The 14,549-nt window shown below is 64.2% G+C and carries 15 protein-coding genes; 7 read left to right on the top strand and 8 right to left on the bottom strand.

Annotated elements, in window-relative coordinates; genetic code table 11:
- Positions 1-14 precede the first annotated feature (14 nt).
- Together JLZ96_RS09050 and JLZ96_RS09055 are read right to left on the bottom strand one after the other, a co-directional pair.
- On the bottom strand, positions 15-1,154 hold the full coding sequence (locus JLZ96_RS09050; protein WP_201009879.1) for a glutamate--cysteine ligase: 1,140 nt from the start codon (positions 1,152-1,154) through the stop codon (positions 15-17).
- An 82-nt stretch (positions 1,155-1,236) separates the two neighbouring features.
- On the bottom strand, positions 1,237-1,716 hold the full coding sequence (locus JLZ96_RS09055; protein WP_052063090.1) for an STAS domain-containing protein: 480 nt from the start codon (positions 1,714-1,716) through the stop codon (positions 1,237-1,239).
- Between the two features lie 548 nt (positions 1,717-2,264).
- Here JLZ96_RS09055 and JLZ96_RS09060 point away from each other — a divergent pair.
- Positions 2,265-3,500 carry a glycosyltransferase gene (locus tag JLZ96_RS09060; protein WP_201009880.1) on the top strand — a complete coding sequence of 412 codons (1,236 nt, stop codon included), beginning with the start codon at positions 2,265-2,267 and terminating at the stop codon, positions 3,498-3,500.
- A gap of 13 nt (positions 3,501-3,513) precedes the next feature.
- Here the strand turns inward: JLZ96_RS09060 and JLZ96_RS09065 are convergent, their stop codons facing one another.
- The gene (locus JLZ96_RS09065) at positions 3,514-4,233 is read right to left on the bottom strand and encodes a GAF and ANTAR domain-containing protein (RefSeq protein WP_032389103.1); all 720 of its coding nucleotides are present in this window, start codon (positions 4,231-4,233) and stop codon (positions 3,514-3,516) included.
- A gap of 105 nt (positions 4,234-4,338) precedes the next feature.
- Here JLZ96_RS09065 and JLZ96_RS09070 point away from each other — a divergent pair, with 105 nt between their 5' ends.
- Complete coding sequence (locus tag JLZ96_RS09070) at positions 4,339-4,488, top strand: hypothetical protein (protein WP_167328339.1); 150 nt, start codon at positions 4,339-4,341, stop codon at positions 4,486-4,488.
- Between the two features lies 1 nt (position 4,489).
- Here the strand turns inward: JLZ96_RS09070 and JLZ96_RS09075 are convergent, their stop codons facing one another.
- Entirely contained in the window at positions 4,490-4,915 is a 426-nt protein-coding gene (locus tag JLZ96_RS09075) for a nitroreductase/quinone reductase family protein (protein ID WP_032369160.1), read from the bottom strand.
- A gap of 60 nt (positions 4,916-4,975) precedes the next feature.
- On the bottom strand, positions 4,976-5,650 hold the full coding sequence (locus JLZ96_RS09080; protein ID WP_201009881.1) for a GntR family transcriptional regulator: 675 nt from the start codon (positions 5,648-5,650) through the stop codon (positions 4,976-4,978).
- Positions 5,651-5,749: 99 nt separating this feature from the next.
- Between JLZ96_RS09080 and JLZ96_RS09085 the strand changes: the two genes are divergently transcribed.
- Together JLZ96_RS09085 and JLZ96_RS09090 are read left to right on the top strand one after the other, a co-directional pair.
- Positions 5,750-6,754, top strand: coding sequence for a 1-aminocyclopropane-1-carboxylate deaminase (locus JLZ96_RS09085; RefSeq protein ID WP_027495701.1), 1,005 nt, complete (start codon positions 5,750-5,752; stop codon positions 6,752-6,754).
- A 108-nt stretch (positions 6,755-6,862) separates the two neighbouring features.
- Positions 6,863-7,852: an Lrp/AsnC family transcriptional regulator gene (locus tag JLZ96_RS09090; protein WP_037219067.1), complete on the top strand. Its 990-nt coding sequence runs from the start codon at positions 6,863-6,865 to the stop codon at positions 7,850-7,852.
- A gap of 27 nt (positions 7,853-7,879) precedes the next feature.
- On the opposite strand, the gene JLZ96_RS09095 is transcribed toward JLZ96_RS09090, so the two are convergent.
- Positions 7,880-9,454, bottom strand: coding sequence for an AbgT family transporter (locus tag JLZ96_RS09095; protein ID WP_080729091.1), 1,575 nt, complete (start codon positions 9,452-9,454; stop codon positions 7,880-7,882).
- 251 nt (positions 9,455-9,705) lie between these two features.
- On the opposite strand from JLZ96_RS09095, the gene JLZ96_RS09100 reads away from it, so the two are divergent.
- Positions 9,706-11,130 (top strand): amidase, encoded by a 1,425-nt coding sequence (locus tag JLZ96_RS09100; RefSeq protein ID WP_201009882.1) that lies wholly within the window; start codon positions 9,706-9,708, stop codon positions 11,128-11,130.
- A 19-nt stretch (positions 11,131-11,149) separates the two neighbouring features.
- Here the strand turns inward: JLZ96_RS09100 and JLZ96_RS09105 are convergent, their stop codons facing one another.
- Positions 11,150-11,725, bottom strand: a complete 576-nt coding sequence (locus JLZ96_RS09105; RefSeq protein ID WP_032381506.1) for a TetR/AcrR family transcriptional regulator — start codon at positions 11,723-11,725, stop codon at positions 11,150-11,152.
- Positions 11,726-11,804: 79 nt separating this feature from the next.
- Here JLZ96_RS09105 and JLZ96_RS09110 point away from each other — a divergent pair, with 79 nt between their 5' ends.
- Positions 11,805-12,410, top strand: a complete 606-nt coding sequence (locus JLZ96_RS09110) for an NAD(P)H-dependent oxidoreductase (protein WP_094662096.1) — start codon at positions 11,805-11,807, stop codon at positions 12,408-12,410.
- A gap of 29 nt (positions 12,411-12,439) precedes the next feature.
- Here the strand turns inward: JLZ96_RS09110 and JLZ96_RS09115 are convergent, their stop codons facing one another.
- Entirely contained in the window at positions 12,440-13,618 is a 1,179-nt protein-coding gene (locus JLZ96_RS09115; protein ID WP_201009883.1) for an acyl-CoA dehydrogenase family protein, read from the bottom strand.
- 137 nt (positions 13,619-13,755) lie between these two features.
- Here JLZ96_RS09115 and wrbA point away from each other — a divergent pair, with 137 nt between their 5' ends.
- A complete protein-coding gene (wrbA, locus tag JLZ96_RS09120; protein ID WP_032367317.1) occupies positions 13,756-14,355 on the top strand; it encodes an NAD(P)H:quinone oxidoreductase in 600 nt (199 codons plus the stop codon).
- Positions 14,356-14,549 lie beyond the last annotated feature (194 nt).

Here is a 14,549-nt window from a genome sequence, read left to right on the forward strand (position 1 = left end):
GCCGACCACCGCGATCAACCCGCGTCCTGTGCCACCGGCGAGTTCCACTCGGCAGTAGTGAAACGGGCTGCGTGAGCAGCGACGGCGGCAGCGTCTGCATTGCGCGAGAAGATCCGGCGTTGGCGTTGCGCGCCGTTCCCGAGGTGCGTCAAACGTTCGAGAGAAGTTTGCACGCAGCGGAGGTCGCCTGTGCTGGTCAGCGCCGGTTCCACGTAGCGGACGAGCGATCGGAGCAGACTCGATGCCGACACCGGTCTCCCGGTGCTCGGATCCACTGCGACGCCGGTCAATCCATCCATGCGGGCACGGTGGTATGCCGCTGCGAGGTGATTGCCGGCCACGACGAGTGCCGGCTCGCCGCGGTCGATGGACCGAAGGGCCGTGACGACGAGACCGCGGACCAGTGCAGCGGACAACACCATCTCCTCGGCGACCGCAGGTACGTCGCCGACCCGCACCTCGACCGTCGGCTGGTGGGAGCTGGGCCGTACATCCCAGTAGAGCGATGCTTCGTCGAGAATCATGCCGGTCTCGATCATCGAGCCGACCAGGTCGTCGTACTCCGCCGTCGAACTCAGGTGAGGGGGCGGACCAGCCGTCGGCCACCTGCCCCACACCGTCGAACGCCAACTCGAGTGCCGAGTGTCGACGCCGTCGTGTATCGCGCTGTTGCACGTCAACGCCAGAAGTGTCGGGAGCCAGGGCCGCACGACATTGCATACCCCGATCGCCGTCTCCTTGTCCGGCACCTCGACATGAATGTGACCCCCACACGTGGCAACGCTCTCTGCCAGTGCCCCGTAGGTCTCGGCCAGACGCCGATAGCGGGAGCCGTCCGAGATGGGCAGGCGGCCACGATCAGCAGGCGCAACCGGCGAGACACCTGCCGCCAGTAAGTGGGCACCCTGCGCCAGGGCCACCGCCGACAGCGTGGCGCGGGTGGAGATCACGTTCTCCCGCAATTCGCGAAGACACTGCAGCGGAGGCGAATTGGCCTCCACCTGCACCTCGGTCAGCTCCGAGACGGCATCGATTCCCGCAGCTCGGGCATGCGCAACGACACCGGGGCCGACCGCCACCGGACGCAGCATGTCGATGTCGGCGAGAAAGAACTCCTCCTCCACTCCAACCGTGGGGACTGCCTTTGCACTCATCGGGCGCTGTCGCCCGGGTGATCGCCGACCCCCACCGCGAGATACACCGCGGCGACGATCGTGCACGGTGCGGAACTGCCGGTCACGCCGACCGCGCAGGCGTCTCGCCTGTGCAGGAATTCGAAACCTGTTCGGATCTCGCCGGTTTCACCGCACTTCGAACGGCGTCCGCGACGCTGCGGACGCACTCCGTACCGAGGTGAGCGCCACTCGGATCGAGTTGTCGCTGCAGCTCGGGTGTACAGGCGACGATCGCGCGACACCGGTGCGCAGCGAGCCGCGAGGCAGCTGCCGAGAGGACGGGAACCACTGCGGGGTCGACGAATTCGACATCGAGCAGATCCACGACCAGCGACCGCCCGCACACGATGGCCTCCGACACGCATTCGCCTATGACCGGAATTGCCGATCTGTCGATCGACCCGACGATGCGGATGACGACCGGTCCGCCGACGAGTTCGTCCACGGACAGCGCGAATGCGCCGTCCTCGGGATTGTCCGGCCCACAGAACGACAATCGAATCGATTCCGGATCACTGTGCACCGACCGTAGAAACACCATTGCCCACCTCCACCGGCTCGCGACCGGAGACTGTCGGCTGCCTCTGACACCAGTTCTCGAGAAACGAATCTCGGACCATCAGGTGTCGAAGAGCGCGGTCGGGCACATCTCGCAGTCGCTACGTCCTGACTACGGGGCTTCTCCTCAACCGCGTGGAAACAGTGTATACACAAATGCGCCTGGCGAAACACGCTACGCTGCTGCGATTGTCGGCGGTTGACGGTTGAACCGACCGCAATCCAGTGCCCGGTAGCCGTACCGAACACGCTCCCCGCTTCGGCCGCAAGGCACGTCGGTTCGGCCCGTTGTGAGCGTTCCAGCGATGGCAACTCCCTCGTGTGAGGTTTCGCAACGCGGCTGCACGTAATAGGGTGGTGTTCGACGCCCAGTTGCGATGACCGTTCTGGCCGCGTCTCGAGCACGCTGACTCCAAAATCGGGTCGGCATATCCCACACCCTTCACCGGTGCCGGGCTATGCGCCCGAAAGGGGCCGTGCGAACCCATCAGGGATCGAATCGATATGCACGTTGCGCTTGTCTCCGAACACGTGAGTCCGATAAATGATGCGGCCGGCATCGAGGCAGAACAATCGGCTGCCCAGCTCGATCGGCTGGCCTCGTCGCTGGCCCGCGCCGGCACCCGAGTCGATGTGTACACCAGGAAGCAGAACCCGGATCACGAGGACGAGCTGCTCACCCCCGACGGTTACCGGGTGGTCAACCTGTCTGCGGGGCCTGCTGTCCCGATGACCGAAGAGGAATCGATTCCTCACACGAGTGCGTTCGCCTCCTCGCTCCGCGATCACTTGCTCCGAACGAAACCCGATGTAGCACATGCACATTCATGGGTATCGGGGCTGGCAACCGTACTGGCCGCCGGCGCGACGGGCGTCCCCACGGTGATGTCGTTCCACGGTCTCGCCGCGACCGACCGATCCGGGCCCCCGACGGCAGGCACCGATTCGGTGGTTCCCCGGGCGGCCATGGAGAAGAAGATCGCTCGATCGGCGAGCCGCATCATCGCGTCGTGCCCCGACGAGGCCGACATGTTGACGCGGATGGGCGTCGCCAGAGCCAAGGTGTCCATCGTCCCGACCGGGGTGGATCTGAGTGACTTCGATCCATCCGGACCGACCGCACCACGCAGCGGTGCCGCGTGCCGGGTGGCGACCGTCGGGTCGGACGCCGACGTATCGACGATCATCGAACTGCTCGGAAAACTCGACGACACCGAATTGGTCGTTGTCGGCGGCGAGCCACGCGACTCCAGCGGCGTGGCGCAGCTACGCACGGTCGCCGCAGCACACGGCATGGCCGGGCGCACGGTGTTCACCGGCCCGGTCCGCCATCGCCACATGTCGTCGCTGTTGAGGTCGGCCGACGTGTTCGTCTGCCTGTCCCCGACCGAATCGGCAGGGATCGCCACCCTCGAAGCCATGGCGTGCGGACTTCCCGTCGTCGCATACGGAGTGGGCTACGCCGGAGAGTTGGTGATCGACGGGGTCACCGGCCGCTCGATCAGGCCGGGCGACCGTCGTCGCTTGGCACGAGAGCTGGCCCTGCTGGTACGCAACGAGTCCAGGCGTTTCGAGCTGGGAGTGTCCGGCTCCGACCGTGCGCAATCTCGCTTCTCGTGGGACCGCATCGCCGAGGACACCTCACGCGTCTACGAGGCAACCGCACAGACCGGGTCGACAGCGAACGCCGGGTCGACCCAGCAAGCCGGCTCGACTCACGACCATCCGGTGCCGCCGACTGCACCCTCTCGTCGGCACACGGTGTGAACAGCCGGCGAGCCTATCTGGACGAGCGTTCCTTGTTCGATTCGGAACCGAGGTCGACGAGTTCTGCGGCCAAGGCGGCCACCGGGACGTTCTGGGTTTGCGACAGCCGTGAAATCAAGTCGAACGCCTGTACCGCGTCGATACCGTACCGCTCCATCAACATGCCCTTGGCTTGGCCGATGATGTCCCGTGAAGCCAAGCCGGACTTGAACTGCTCGGTCTTGTTCGCTGCATACAACGCCACCGCAGCGTGGGTTGCGAGCACGCGACCGAGTTCCTCGTCCTCGTCGCTGAACGCATCACTGGTCAGTGCGAACAGATTGAGCGCCCCGATGGTGTCCTCGTTGGTGTAGAGGCGGAAGGACAGGCTGCTGAGAACCCCTGCTCCCACCGCCTCCGGACCGAAACGTGGCCAGCGGGAATCGGAGCGGAAGTCGTTGCACCGCACGAACAGCTCGCTTCGTGCGGCGTCGATGCACGGCCCCTCGTCGAGGCGTTCCTGCATAGCGTCGAGGCGAACCGGCAGCTCACTGGTCGCGGCGTGCGACTGGTACTTCTTCGGCCCCGCCACCACGAGAATGTCGGCGCAATCGACCGCGGGTATCAGAGATCGGGCGCTCTCCGTCACGCCGCGCAGGGTTTCGTCGAGACTGGACGGTGCGAAGAATGACCTCGTCGCTTCGGCAATCGCCTGTGTGAGGTCGCGAGCTGTCATCGATCGATCGGGTCCCATACCTGACGATGCTAGTCAAGAGGAATCGACTGCTCGACGGTTGAGTCCACCGGAAGCGGGGCATGCAGAGCGCAGCAACCAACCGACCGACGATCAGGAGTGCTCATGACCATGCCGACCGATGCAGGTGCAGAGATCCCATCCGAGGGCAGCAACGACGGTCCGCGCGAAGAATCTCCCGACGAGGCTGCAGTCGGTGCTCACGTCGACGAAGAGAACGTCCCACACCCGCCCGAGGACGACACGCAGAACTGATTCATCGGGCGGTCGGGGTCAGACGGAAGATCGGAAACCGCCTGCCCTCGGCCGTCTCCGTGTATTTCGCGAATCCGTCCGATGCGTCGAGGAATTTCTGCCACTGCCGGTCCCACTCGGATTCCGGAATCTCGTCGGCGTCGACGGCAACGGTGCGAATGCCTCCGTCCCCGGGTGTCTCGATGTCGATGGCCGGATGGGCTCGCAGATTGTGCACCCACGCTGGATCTTTCGGTGACCCGGCAGCCGAGCCGACCACCAACCAGCTCTCTCCCTCAGGAATCGCCATGAGCGGGTTGAGCCGCACCGCGCCGCTCTTGGCACCGATCGTGTGTAGAACAACGAGCGAATCACCGAAGCCGGCCGTGGACACGTGGCCATTGTTGCTTCGGAACTCGTCGATGATGATCTCGTTGAAGTCGGCCATGGGCCGATTATGCCGCCGATGCGGCGCGGCCACTCCACTTTTCGCCGGCGTTCGACGGTGTCAGTTTCCCGGTATTCCGTCCTCGTGATCGACGAGCAAAGACAACGACTCCCAATTCTCCTGCACGGCAGCGGCCGCGCCGTCCGCGTCACCCTCACTGCACAGCGTGATGATTCGTTCGTGTTGGGCTATCGAATCGCGGCCCACCAGCGAGGCGAACCGTAGGCGTTCGAGTCGACGCAGGCTCGGCGTCACCTGCTCGAGAACCGTGACCACGACCTGATTCTGACTCGCCTCGACGGCGACTGCGTGGAACGCGTCGTCGCCGGCCAGCGCGAGGTCCACATCGCCTCGGGTGAATGCGGCGGCGAAATCCTTGTTGGCGCGACGCATCGCGGCGATGTCGCGCTTGTTCATCAGCGGTACAGCCGTCCGGACCGCGAGTGCATGCATCGATGCCGCGACCGCCTGCGCGTCCAGCACCGCCTTGCGTTCGATGGTCGACACGATGGTCGAACGCCCGGGCTGTGTGTGTACGAGGCCCGCCAGTTCCAGCCTGGCCATGGCGTCGCGAATAGGTGTACGCGACACTCCGAGCCACTGCTCGAGTTCGGCATCCCGCAGCCGCTCGCCGGGCGCGAAGGTGCCGTCGACGATGGCGTCGCGAATCGAGACATAGGCGTTGTCACGTAGCAGCGAGCGCTTGTGTTTTCCGAGCTCGACGGGGACCGGCATGCAAAATATCGTAGCCCACCGCTTTCGCTGGCGAGGCATCCCACGTACAGTATGCGATATATTGCATCCTGCATGACACACCGATCAAAGGAGAACCACGTGGCGATCGCGGACTTCGAGCGTTATCCCCTCACCTTCGGCCCGAGCCCGATTCACCCGATGGAACGACTGAGCGCGCACCTCGGCGGGGCCAAGATCTGGGCCAAGCGAGAAGACGTCAACGCAGGATTGGCCTACGGCGGCAACAAGACTCGCAAGCTCGAGTACATCGTCCCGGACGCTCTCGCCCAGGGTGCCGACACATTGGTCTCGATCGGTGGCGTGCAGTCCAACCACACGCGGCAGGTGGCGGCGGTCGCCGCAAAGCTCGGACTCAAAGCAGTTCTCGTGCAGGAGAAGTGGGTCGATTGGCCGGATTCGGTCAACGACAAGGTGGGCAATATCCTGCTCTCCCGCATCATGGGTGCAGATGTCCGCCTCGATCCGTCGGGCTTCGGAATCGAATTCAAGGACAGCTGGCAGAAGGCCATCGAGGACGTCGAGCGAGCGGGCGGCAAGCCCTACGCCATTCCCGCAGGCGGCTCCGACCACAAGCTCGGCGGACTGGGCTTCGCCAACTGGGCGTACGAAGTACAGAAGCAGGAAGAGGAGCTCGGCGTCTTCTTCGACACGATCGTCGTGTGCAGCGTGACCGGGTCGACGCATGCCGGCATGATCGCCGGGTTCGCCGGGCAGGAACGGCCACGTCGAGTGATCGGCATCGATGCGTCCGCCAAGATCGCTCAGACCCGCGACCAGGTGGCCCGAATCGCCCGTAACACAGCAGAACTCATCGAACTGGGACGCGATCTTCGCGACGACGAGATCACCGTCCTCGAAGGCTGGGCCGGCGACTACTACGGAATTCCCGTCGACTCCACGATCGAGGCAATCAAGCTCACCGGCCGTCTCGAAGGCGTGATCATCGACCCGGTGTACGAGGGCAAGTCCATGGCCGGACTGATCGATCTGGTTCAGCAGGGCGATATCGGCAAGGACTCCACCGTTCTCTACGCGCACCTGGGTGGTCAGCCCGCCCTCAACGCGTACAGCGGAATCTTCTGAGCTGGACTTCGCGGTACCGGTGCCCGAGGATCGACAGGTGATCCTCGGGCACCGAACCTGTTTCTGCACCGGCCGACCCGATTCGGCACGACGAGCGAAGGTGTACGCATGAGGCAGCGCTCCGACGAATTGGACTCGCTGAGTTGCCGAATCACGGCGGCGCTGCAGGTCAATCCCCGGGCGTCCTGGGTCAGCATCGCCGAGGCGCTCGGTGAACCCGAACGCACCGTCACCCGACGCGGCAAGGAACTACTCGATTCCGGGGACGTGCGCGTGGTCGGCGTCATCGGCGCGACAGGCGCGGTCGTTCTGCGAGCTCGATGTCACGTCGGTATGGCACGTGCCGTTGCAGTCGGATTGGCGCGCCGCGACGACACGATGTTCGTGTACGCCACGTCGGGGCACGAGGAATGCGTCGCCGAAGTCCTGGTCGACGATGCCCATCTGGCGGATCTGATGCTCGACGACCTACCCGGCATCACCGGGATCAGACGCATTCGGGTAGATCCCATCACGCGGGTCTATCGCTCGGTCCGCGAGTGGCGGCCGGCGATTCTCAATTCGCATCAGATCGCGGCTCTGACGCCTCCCGTACACGAGGGCTACCAACCGGACGGCCGTGTGGGACCGGAGATCTCGACCCTGCACCGCAGCATTCTGCGCGTCCTGGCCGAGGATGCCCGGACGCCCACCTCGGACATCGCGCGCGTCGTCGGCGCTACCGAGAACACTGTCCGACGCCACATGGACACTCTGGAACAGACCAACAAATCCCGACTGCGGGTGGTCGTCGAGCCGGCGCTGCTGGGGTATTCGGCGGAAGCCCTTGCCTGGGTCAAGGTTCCGCCTCGACACCACGAAGCACTGGTCGAGCTCTTGCTCGCACATTCGGAGGTTCGATACGCGGTGGCCCTCGCGGGCTCGGACAGTCTGCTCGTCAACCTCGCGTGCCCGGACCGAATGGCGTTGCATCGCATGACAACTGCGTCGGACTGGGCCGCCCTGGCCGACGCGATCTCGGTCGTGTCGATTCTGCGGGCCACCAAACGCAGCGGCAACCGTCTGCTGGCCGCGGACTCCGCGTCGTACCTGTATTGATCCGGTACGACGCGGCAGTCACTGCGGTCAACGGATCGGTGCGCCGGGGCCGAGCGGGATGCCGAGCATGTACCAGACTGCGAACAACGCCGCCCACACGATCAGCATGCCCAGCGCGACAGGGATGGTGAACGAGGCGAGGGTACCGATGCCTGCATTCTTCTTGTAGCGCTGGATGAGTCCGAGGGTGAGCACGAAGTAGGCCGACATCGGGGTCATCGCGTTGGTGCAGGAATCGGCGATTCGGTAGACGGCCTGGGTGGTTTCGGGGTTGACGTCGATGTACATGAGCATCGGCACGAGAACCGGGGCCAGCATCGACCACATGGCCGAACCACTGGTGACGAGCAGGTTCATCACCGAGATCAGCACCAGCATCATGGCGAACACCACGAGGGGGTGTAATCCCCCGGCTTTCAGCAGTTCCGCGCCCTCGACTGCGACGACGTTGCCGATGCCGGTCCACTTGAAGTAGGCGAGGAACTGCGAAATCGCGAAGAACAGCACCAGGATCGGAGCAAGGGTCTTGATGCCGACGGCCATCGATTCCGGAATCTCACGGAGCTGCCGAAGACTGCCGGTGGTGCGTCCGTACACCCATCCGACCAGGACGAAGGCGATCGCGATGAAGAACGCGATGTTCTGCAGCACGATCGACTGCACGAACCCGCCGTCCTCACCACGCAGCGGCGACGAGGGAGGAAGCAGTGCCGCGACGACGACGGCCACGTACACCGCCAAAGCTGCTCCGGCGCGGCGCATTCCCTTCTTCTCGATCGGCTCGAGATCGAGTGCCAGCTTTTCTGCGCCGTCCTCGACGCCCTCGTCGGCATCGAGATTCATGTGCTTGGCCATCACCAACTCCACCACCAGGGTGATGAAGATCGAAATCACCAGGGACGACGCGAGACTGAAGAAGTAGTTGTCCACGGGGGTCACGCTGTAGTCCGCGTCGACGATCTGAGCGGCGGAGGTCGTCAACGACGACATGATGGCATCGCTGGGTGTGATCAACGGTGACGCGTTGTAGCCACCGGCGATGGCCACGAACGCCACCATCATGCCCAGTACCGGACTTCGGCCCGCTGCTTTGAACGCCATTGCCGCCAGCGGAAGGACGACGATGAATGCCGCGTCGAACATGACGTGAGACATGGTCCCGGCGAAGGCAACCGAGAACGTCACCCACTTGGCGGGCAGCTTCACGATGGTGGCGCGCAGCAGCGTGGTGAGCACACCGGAATGCTCGGCGACGGACACGCCGAGGATGACGGTCACGATGATGGGGAGCGGCGCGAACCCCGCGAAGTTGTCCAGTGCCGTCCCGAAGATCATGGCTACGCCGTCACTGCTGAGCAGGCTGCGAACCATCGACACCTCACCGGTGCTGGGTAGCACCACCCCGGTGCCGAGCGCGGCCAGGATCGCGCTGACCACTGCCAGCACTGCGGCCAGAAGCCAGAACAGCAGGAAGGGGTGCGGCAGTTTGTTGCCGACGCGTTCGATGCTGGACACGAGACGGAACAGTGTCTTCAGCCCCCAGGGCATTCGTGTTTCGGGCGCATCCGCAGTTGCCGGTGGACCGTCGATCTGACTGGACATGATTGACTCTCTTTCGCATACCGTCGGATTGCGACCGAGCCCCGGGCTCGGATGTCCTGCTCACTCAAGTCGGTTCACGTTGCCGATATGTTGCATGTGTGAAATTTTCGGCCGTCTGAGCGAAACCGCCAATCCAACGGCGAAAAAGCTCAATGGACGACGATAGCCCGGTGGGCTCCGCGCGGTGGTGCAGTCTTGAAACAGGCTTCCGACAACAACTCCGGCCGATCCGGATCGAAGCGAGGAGTTTCATGACCGGCGACATTCAGTCACTGTCCCTGCGCGCGCTCGCGGCACACATCCGTGATCGCGAGATCTCGGCCCGCGAGGCGCTCGAGTCGCATCTGGCTCGCATCGACGACGTCAACCCTGTCGTCAACGCGATCGTGACCTTCGACATCGATGGGGCGACCGAACGTGCGAGTGCAGCGGACCGCGCAACGGTGTCCGGCGAGACACTGCCCGTTCTGCACGGCGTCCCGATGACGCACAAGGACAATCACCTGACCGCCGGTCTGCGCACGACTTTCGGCTCGCCGATTCTGGCCGACAACGTCCCCACCGAGGACTCGGGCATCATCGCCCGCCTCAAGCGCGCAGGTGTCAACACCACCGGCAAATCCAACGTTCCCGAATTCGCTGCAGGTTCACACACTTTCAATCCGCTGTTCGGTACCACCACCAATCCGTACGATCCGACTCGCAGTGCCGGCGGCAGCAGTGGCGGTGCCGCCGCCGCCATCGCCGCCGGGATACAACCGGCGGGCGACGGGTCGGACATGGGCGGGTCGCTGCGCACTCCGGGATCGTTCTGCAACCTCGTCGGATACCGGCCGTCGTTGGGCCGAATTCCGATGCTGCCCGCCAAGAACCCGTGGGCCTGGATCGCTCGGCAGGGCGTGCTCGCGCACGACATCGAGGACGTGCGCTTTCTGATGCGCGCACTCGCCGGTCCGGATTCGTCCAGTCCTCGTGGTCTCCCGCTGGACGACTCGTACCGCTCGGAGGAAGCCGGCTCGCTGCGTGGGCTGAAAGTCGCGTGGACAACGGATTTCGGTCTCGGCGTACCCGTCGACCGTGAGGTGATCGACGTCCTGAGCCGCCGACTGCACGTGTTCGAGCAACTCGGTGCCAGTGTGGACGTCGATTGCCCGGACCTGTCCGACGCGGACGAGGTGTTCCAGACGACGCGTGCCTTCGACTTCGCCACCGCCTACGGGCACCTGTTGGACGAACACCGGCACCGCATCAAGAGCGCCGTGCAGTGGAACGTCGACAAGGGAATGGCGCTCACGACACGAGACATGATCTCCGCCAACACCGCTCGCAAGAATCTCGATACTGCAGTGCGGCAGTTCTTCTCGCGATACGACGTATTGATCGCGCCTGCCGTTCAGGTACTTCCGTTCCCCGCGGACGAGGAGTACCCCGCCGTCGTCGACGGCACCCCGATGAACAACTACCTCGATTGGATGCGGGCCGCTTCGCTGATCTCGGCGACAGGCCTACCGTCACTGTCGATGCCCGGCGGCTTCAGCTCCTCCGGTCTTCCGGTTGGATTGCAGATCGTCACCGCCGACCGCGCCGATCACCTGCTGCTCCGGGTCGCGCATGCCTTCGAGGCCGAGACGGCATTCCACCGTCGTGCGCCCGAATCGGCGGCCGCCACCGTCTGACAGATCCGGCGGGCCGAGTTCAGGACCTGGCGACCGCGGCGACGATCAGATCGGTCAACTCCCCGATCGCTTCGGCCGGTGTGAGTGACCCGGATACGGCACCGTGGGACAACGCGTCTGCGGCACCGAAGACGGCGGTCAGAGATGGCGTGGACATGCCGTCGGCATCGGTGAACGGACGCAGAATCTCCCGACACCGCTCGAAGTAGGCGCGCTCGGCGGTGCGCTTGACCTGTTCGAGTTCGGGCGAACCTTCGAGTGCGGCAAGCACACCCGTCAATTCCCTCCCCTGGGCCAATGTGCACCCCACGTAGGAGTCGGCAATGGCCTTCGCCCGACCGCGGACCGTCATGGGTGCCGAGTCGAGAGATTCCTCCAGCATCGCCGCCTGCCTGGCATCGAATTCGGTGAACAGAGCGGCAAGAAGTTCGGCGCGGGAGGCGAAGTGGCTGTACACCACCGGTTTCGCGACACCGGCATGCTCTGCGAGCCGTCCGAGAGTCAACGCGTCGGCCCCCTCGGCGCGTACGAGAGCCCAGGACACCTCGATCAACTGTGCGTTTCGATCGGAGCGCGACAGCCTCGTCCGTGCCATTCCGCCACCTCCTTGCTTATGTACTAATAGTAACCTACTGTTCGTACATAGCCGATCTTCCCCAGCCGAAGGAACAGCCATGAACACGCTCGTCGTAGTCTCCCATCCCGACCCGCACTCTCTGACCCATCAGGTCGCTCACTCCGTAGTCGAGGCCATCCGATCCACGGGCACCACCGTGGAGACCGCAGATCTCGCCGCGGAGAGCTTCGATCCACGATTTTCGGCTGCAGATCTGAGCCTGTTTCGTGGAAACGGGAGCACACCGTCCGATGTAGCCGAGGAGCAGACACGGATCGACCGCGCCGAACACCTGGTTCTCGTCTTCCCGATGTACTGGTGGTCGATGCCGGCGCTACTGAAAGGCTGGATCGACCGCGTGTTCGTCGAGGGTTGGGCCTACGAATACGGGGACAGAGTATTCGTGAAGAAGCTGGACCGACTCACCATCCATCTGGTCGTCGTCGCGGGAGACGATGCAGACAGCTTCGAGCGCCATGGCGTCCACCAGGCCATTCGAACGCAGATCGAACGCGGCATCATCGAATACTGCGGTGCCACAGTGGGATCCACGAACTTCGTATACGGGTCGGACACCAGGAGTCGCGCGGAACTCGCTGCCGAGATCTCCGCTATCGGTAGCACGGTCGCAGACCGGGTCGCCGCGCAGCGCGCGCTCACCTGACCTGCGACAGCCACGCGGGATGAGTGTGGTCAACGATTCCGCTTCTGCTCGGCACGGATCAAGCCGCCGCCGACGATCAGCCGCTGAATTTCGCTGGTTCCCTCGTACAGGCGGAGAAGACGGACATCTCGATAGATTCGCTCGACGGGAACGCCGCGCATATACCCCGCGCCGCCGTGGATCTGGACGGCAAGGTCGGCAACTGTGCCGACCATCTCGGTGCAGAACAGCTTCACCGCCGACGGCGCGATCCGTCGATCGGCGTTTTCCACCCAGGCCCGGGCAGCCTCACGCACCATGGCCCGGCCTGCCATGACTCCCGTCTGCTGGTCGGCGATCATCGCCTGGACGAGTTGATGATTGCCGATGGGCTCGCCACCCTGCGTGGAAGACGCAGCGTAGGAGACGGATTCGTCCAGGGCACGCTGCGCTTGACCGACGGCGAGAGCTGCGATGTGGACGCGGCCGCGCGCCAACGACGTCATCGCCGCCCGGTATCCGATGTCACCGTTGCCACCCACCAGAGCGTCGGCGTCGACCTCGACGTCGGTGAACGTCACATCCGCGGTTCCTGCTCCCTGCTGACCCATCTTCGCGTCCTTGTCACCGACCTCGACACCCGCAGCGTCGGCGGGGACCAGAAACACCGCGATCCCGTTGCCGCTGTTCGGCTTCGGGTCCACTCGCGCGAACACGACGAACAGGTCCGCGATGGGCGCATTGGTGATGTAGCGCTTGCTTCCGCTGATGATCCAGCCAGTACCGTCCACTACTGCCGTCGTTCTCAACCCTGCCGGGTTCGAGCCGGCACCGTCCTCGGTCAACGCGAACGACGCGACGACGTCGCCGGCCGCCATGCCGGGCAACCACGTTGCCTTCTGCTCGTCGGTGCCGAACCCGACGAGCACCTGGCCCGCGATTCCGTTGTTGGTGCCGAACATCGACCGCAACGACAGTGTGGTGTAGCCGAGCTCCATGGCAATCTCGACATCCTGAATCAAGTTCAGGCCGAGACCACCGAACTCTTGCGGAATCGCGTATCCGAACAACCCCATCTCGGCGGACTGTCTCCGGAGATCGTCGGGAATCGAATCGGCGTTCATGATCTCGAGTTCACGCGGAACCACCCGCGATCGGACGAACTGGGAGACTTGCTTCTTCACGTCCGCGAAGACGTCGTCGGGTACCTCGGCATTGCGCACGGTCATGGCACCACTATCGACGCTGCCCACGGATCGGACAACCGACAACCGCGAGTAGTTGACACAACAATCATAGTGGGTACCATCGAATACAGTTGACATCGCAACTACTTCGGATGTCCACCCGACGAAAGGTCTCATCGATGACGAAGATCGCAATCATCTACTACTCCGCAACCGGCCACGGATCCACGATGGCGAACAAGCTCGCCGACGCAGCGACGGCGGCTGGAGCCGAAGTACGCGTGCGGCACATCGCGGAGACGCGCGACCCCAGCACCTTCGCCGAGAACCCCGCCTGGTCCGCCAACTACGAGGCAACCAAGGATCTTCCCGCTGCCAGCGGCGACGACATCGTCTGGGCCGATGGCGTCATCCTCGGATCTCCGACGCGTTTCGGTAGCACCGCAGCACCGTTCCAGAACTTCATGGACTCGCTCGGCGGCTACTGGGCCAAGGGTGAACTTGCGAACAAGGCATACGCCGCCTTCACCTCGAGCCAGACCGCGCACGGCGGCCAGGAGACCACGCTCATCGGTCTCTACACCTCGCTGATGCACTTCGGCGGCATCCTGGTTCCGCCCGGATACACCGACGGACTGAAGTTCGCCGACGGCAACCCCTACGGCGTCAGCCACGTCACCGGACCCGAGAACAAGAACGAACTCGACGACGCAACCAGCGCAGCGCTGACTCACATGGCCACGCGCGTCGTCACCATCGCCGAGGCTCTGGCGAAATAGAGGCCGGCTCTCGTCACCTCGAGAAAAGACCGCCCGATTCGCGTCCGGGTCCGCACATCGCCAGTGCGGACCCGGACGTAGTACATGCGTTATGAAAAACGGCGTGTTTGTCATCTCGGGCGCGCACCGCCATGCTGTGTGCAGGGAACAGCAACTCCGCTGACTTCTGCGAGCGGTCGGTGGCGTCGCCCACC

The organism is Rhodococcus sp. NKCM2511, assembly GCF_014905595.1.
GTDB lineage: Bacteria > Actinomycetota > Actinomycetes > Mycobacteriales > Mycobacteriaceae > Rhodococcoides > Rhodococcoides fascians.

Bases quoted from the DNA above. Each gene is read 5' to 3' on its own strand.
- JLZ96_RS09050 (WP_201009879.1), bottom strand. From the start codon at position 1,154: ATGAGTGCAAAGGCAGTCCCCACGGTTGGAGTGGAGGAGGAGTTCTTT.
- JLZ96_RS09055 (WP_052063090.1), bottom strand. From the start codon at position 1,716: ATGGTGTTTCTACGGTCGGTGCACAGTGATCCGGAATCGATTCGATTG.
- JLZ96_RS09065 (WP_032389103.1), bottom strand. From the start codon at position 4,233: ATGGGACCCGATCGATCGATGACAGCTCGCGACCTCACACAGGCGATT.
- JLZ96_RS09070 (WP_167328339.1), top strand. From the start codon at position 4,339: ATGACCATGCCGACCGATGCAGGTGCAGAGATCCCATCCGAGGGCAGC.
- JLZ96_RS09075 (WP_032369160.1), bottom strand. From the start codon at position 4,915: ATGGCCGACTTCAACGAGATCATCATCGACGAGTTCCGAAGCAACAAT.
- JLZ96_RS09080 (WP_201009881.1), bottom strand. From the start codon at position 5,650: ATGCCGGTCCCCGTCGAGCTCGGAAAACACAAGCGCTCGCTGCTACGT.
- JLZ96_RS09090 (WP_037219067.1), top strand. From the start codon at position 6,863: ATGAGGCAGCGCTCCGACGAATTGGACTCGCTGAGTTGCCGAATCACG.
- JLZ96_RS09095 (WP_080729091.1), bottom strand. From the start codon at position 9,454: ATGTCCAGTCAGATCGACGGTCCACCGGCAACTGCGGATGCGCCCGAA.
- JLZ96_RS09100 (WP_201009882.1), top strand. From the start codon at position 9,706: ATGACCGGCGACATTCAGTCACTGTCCCTGCGCGCGCTCGCGGCACAC.
- JLZ96_RS09105 (WP_032381506.1), bottom strand. From the start codon at position 11,725: ATGGCACGGACGAGGCTGTCGCGCTCCGATCGAAACGCACAGTTGATC.
- JLZ96_RS09110 (WP_094662096.1), top strand. From the start codon at position 11,805: ATGAACACGCTCGTCGTAGTCTCCCATCCCGACCCGCACTCTCTGACC.
- JLZ96_RS09115 (WP_201009883.1), bottom strand. From the start codon at position 13,618: ATGACCGTGCGCAATGCCGAGGTACCCGACGACGTCTTCGCGGACGTG.
- wrbA (WP_032367317.1), top strand. From the start codon at position 13,756: ATGACGAAGATCGCAATCATCTACTACTCCGCAACCGGCCACGGATCC.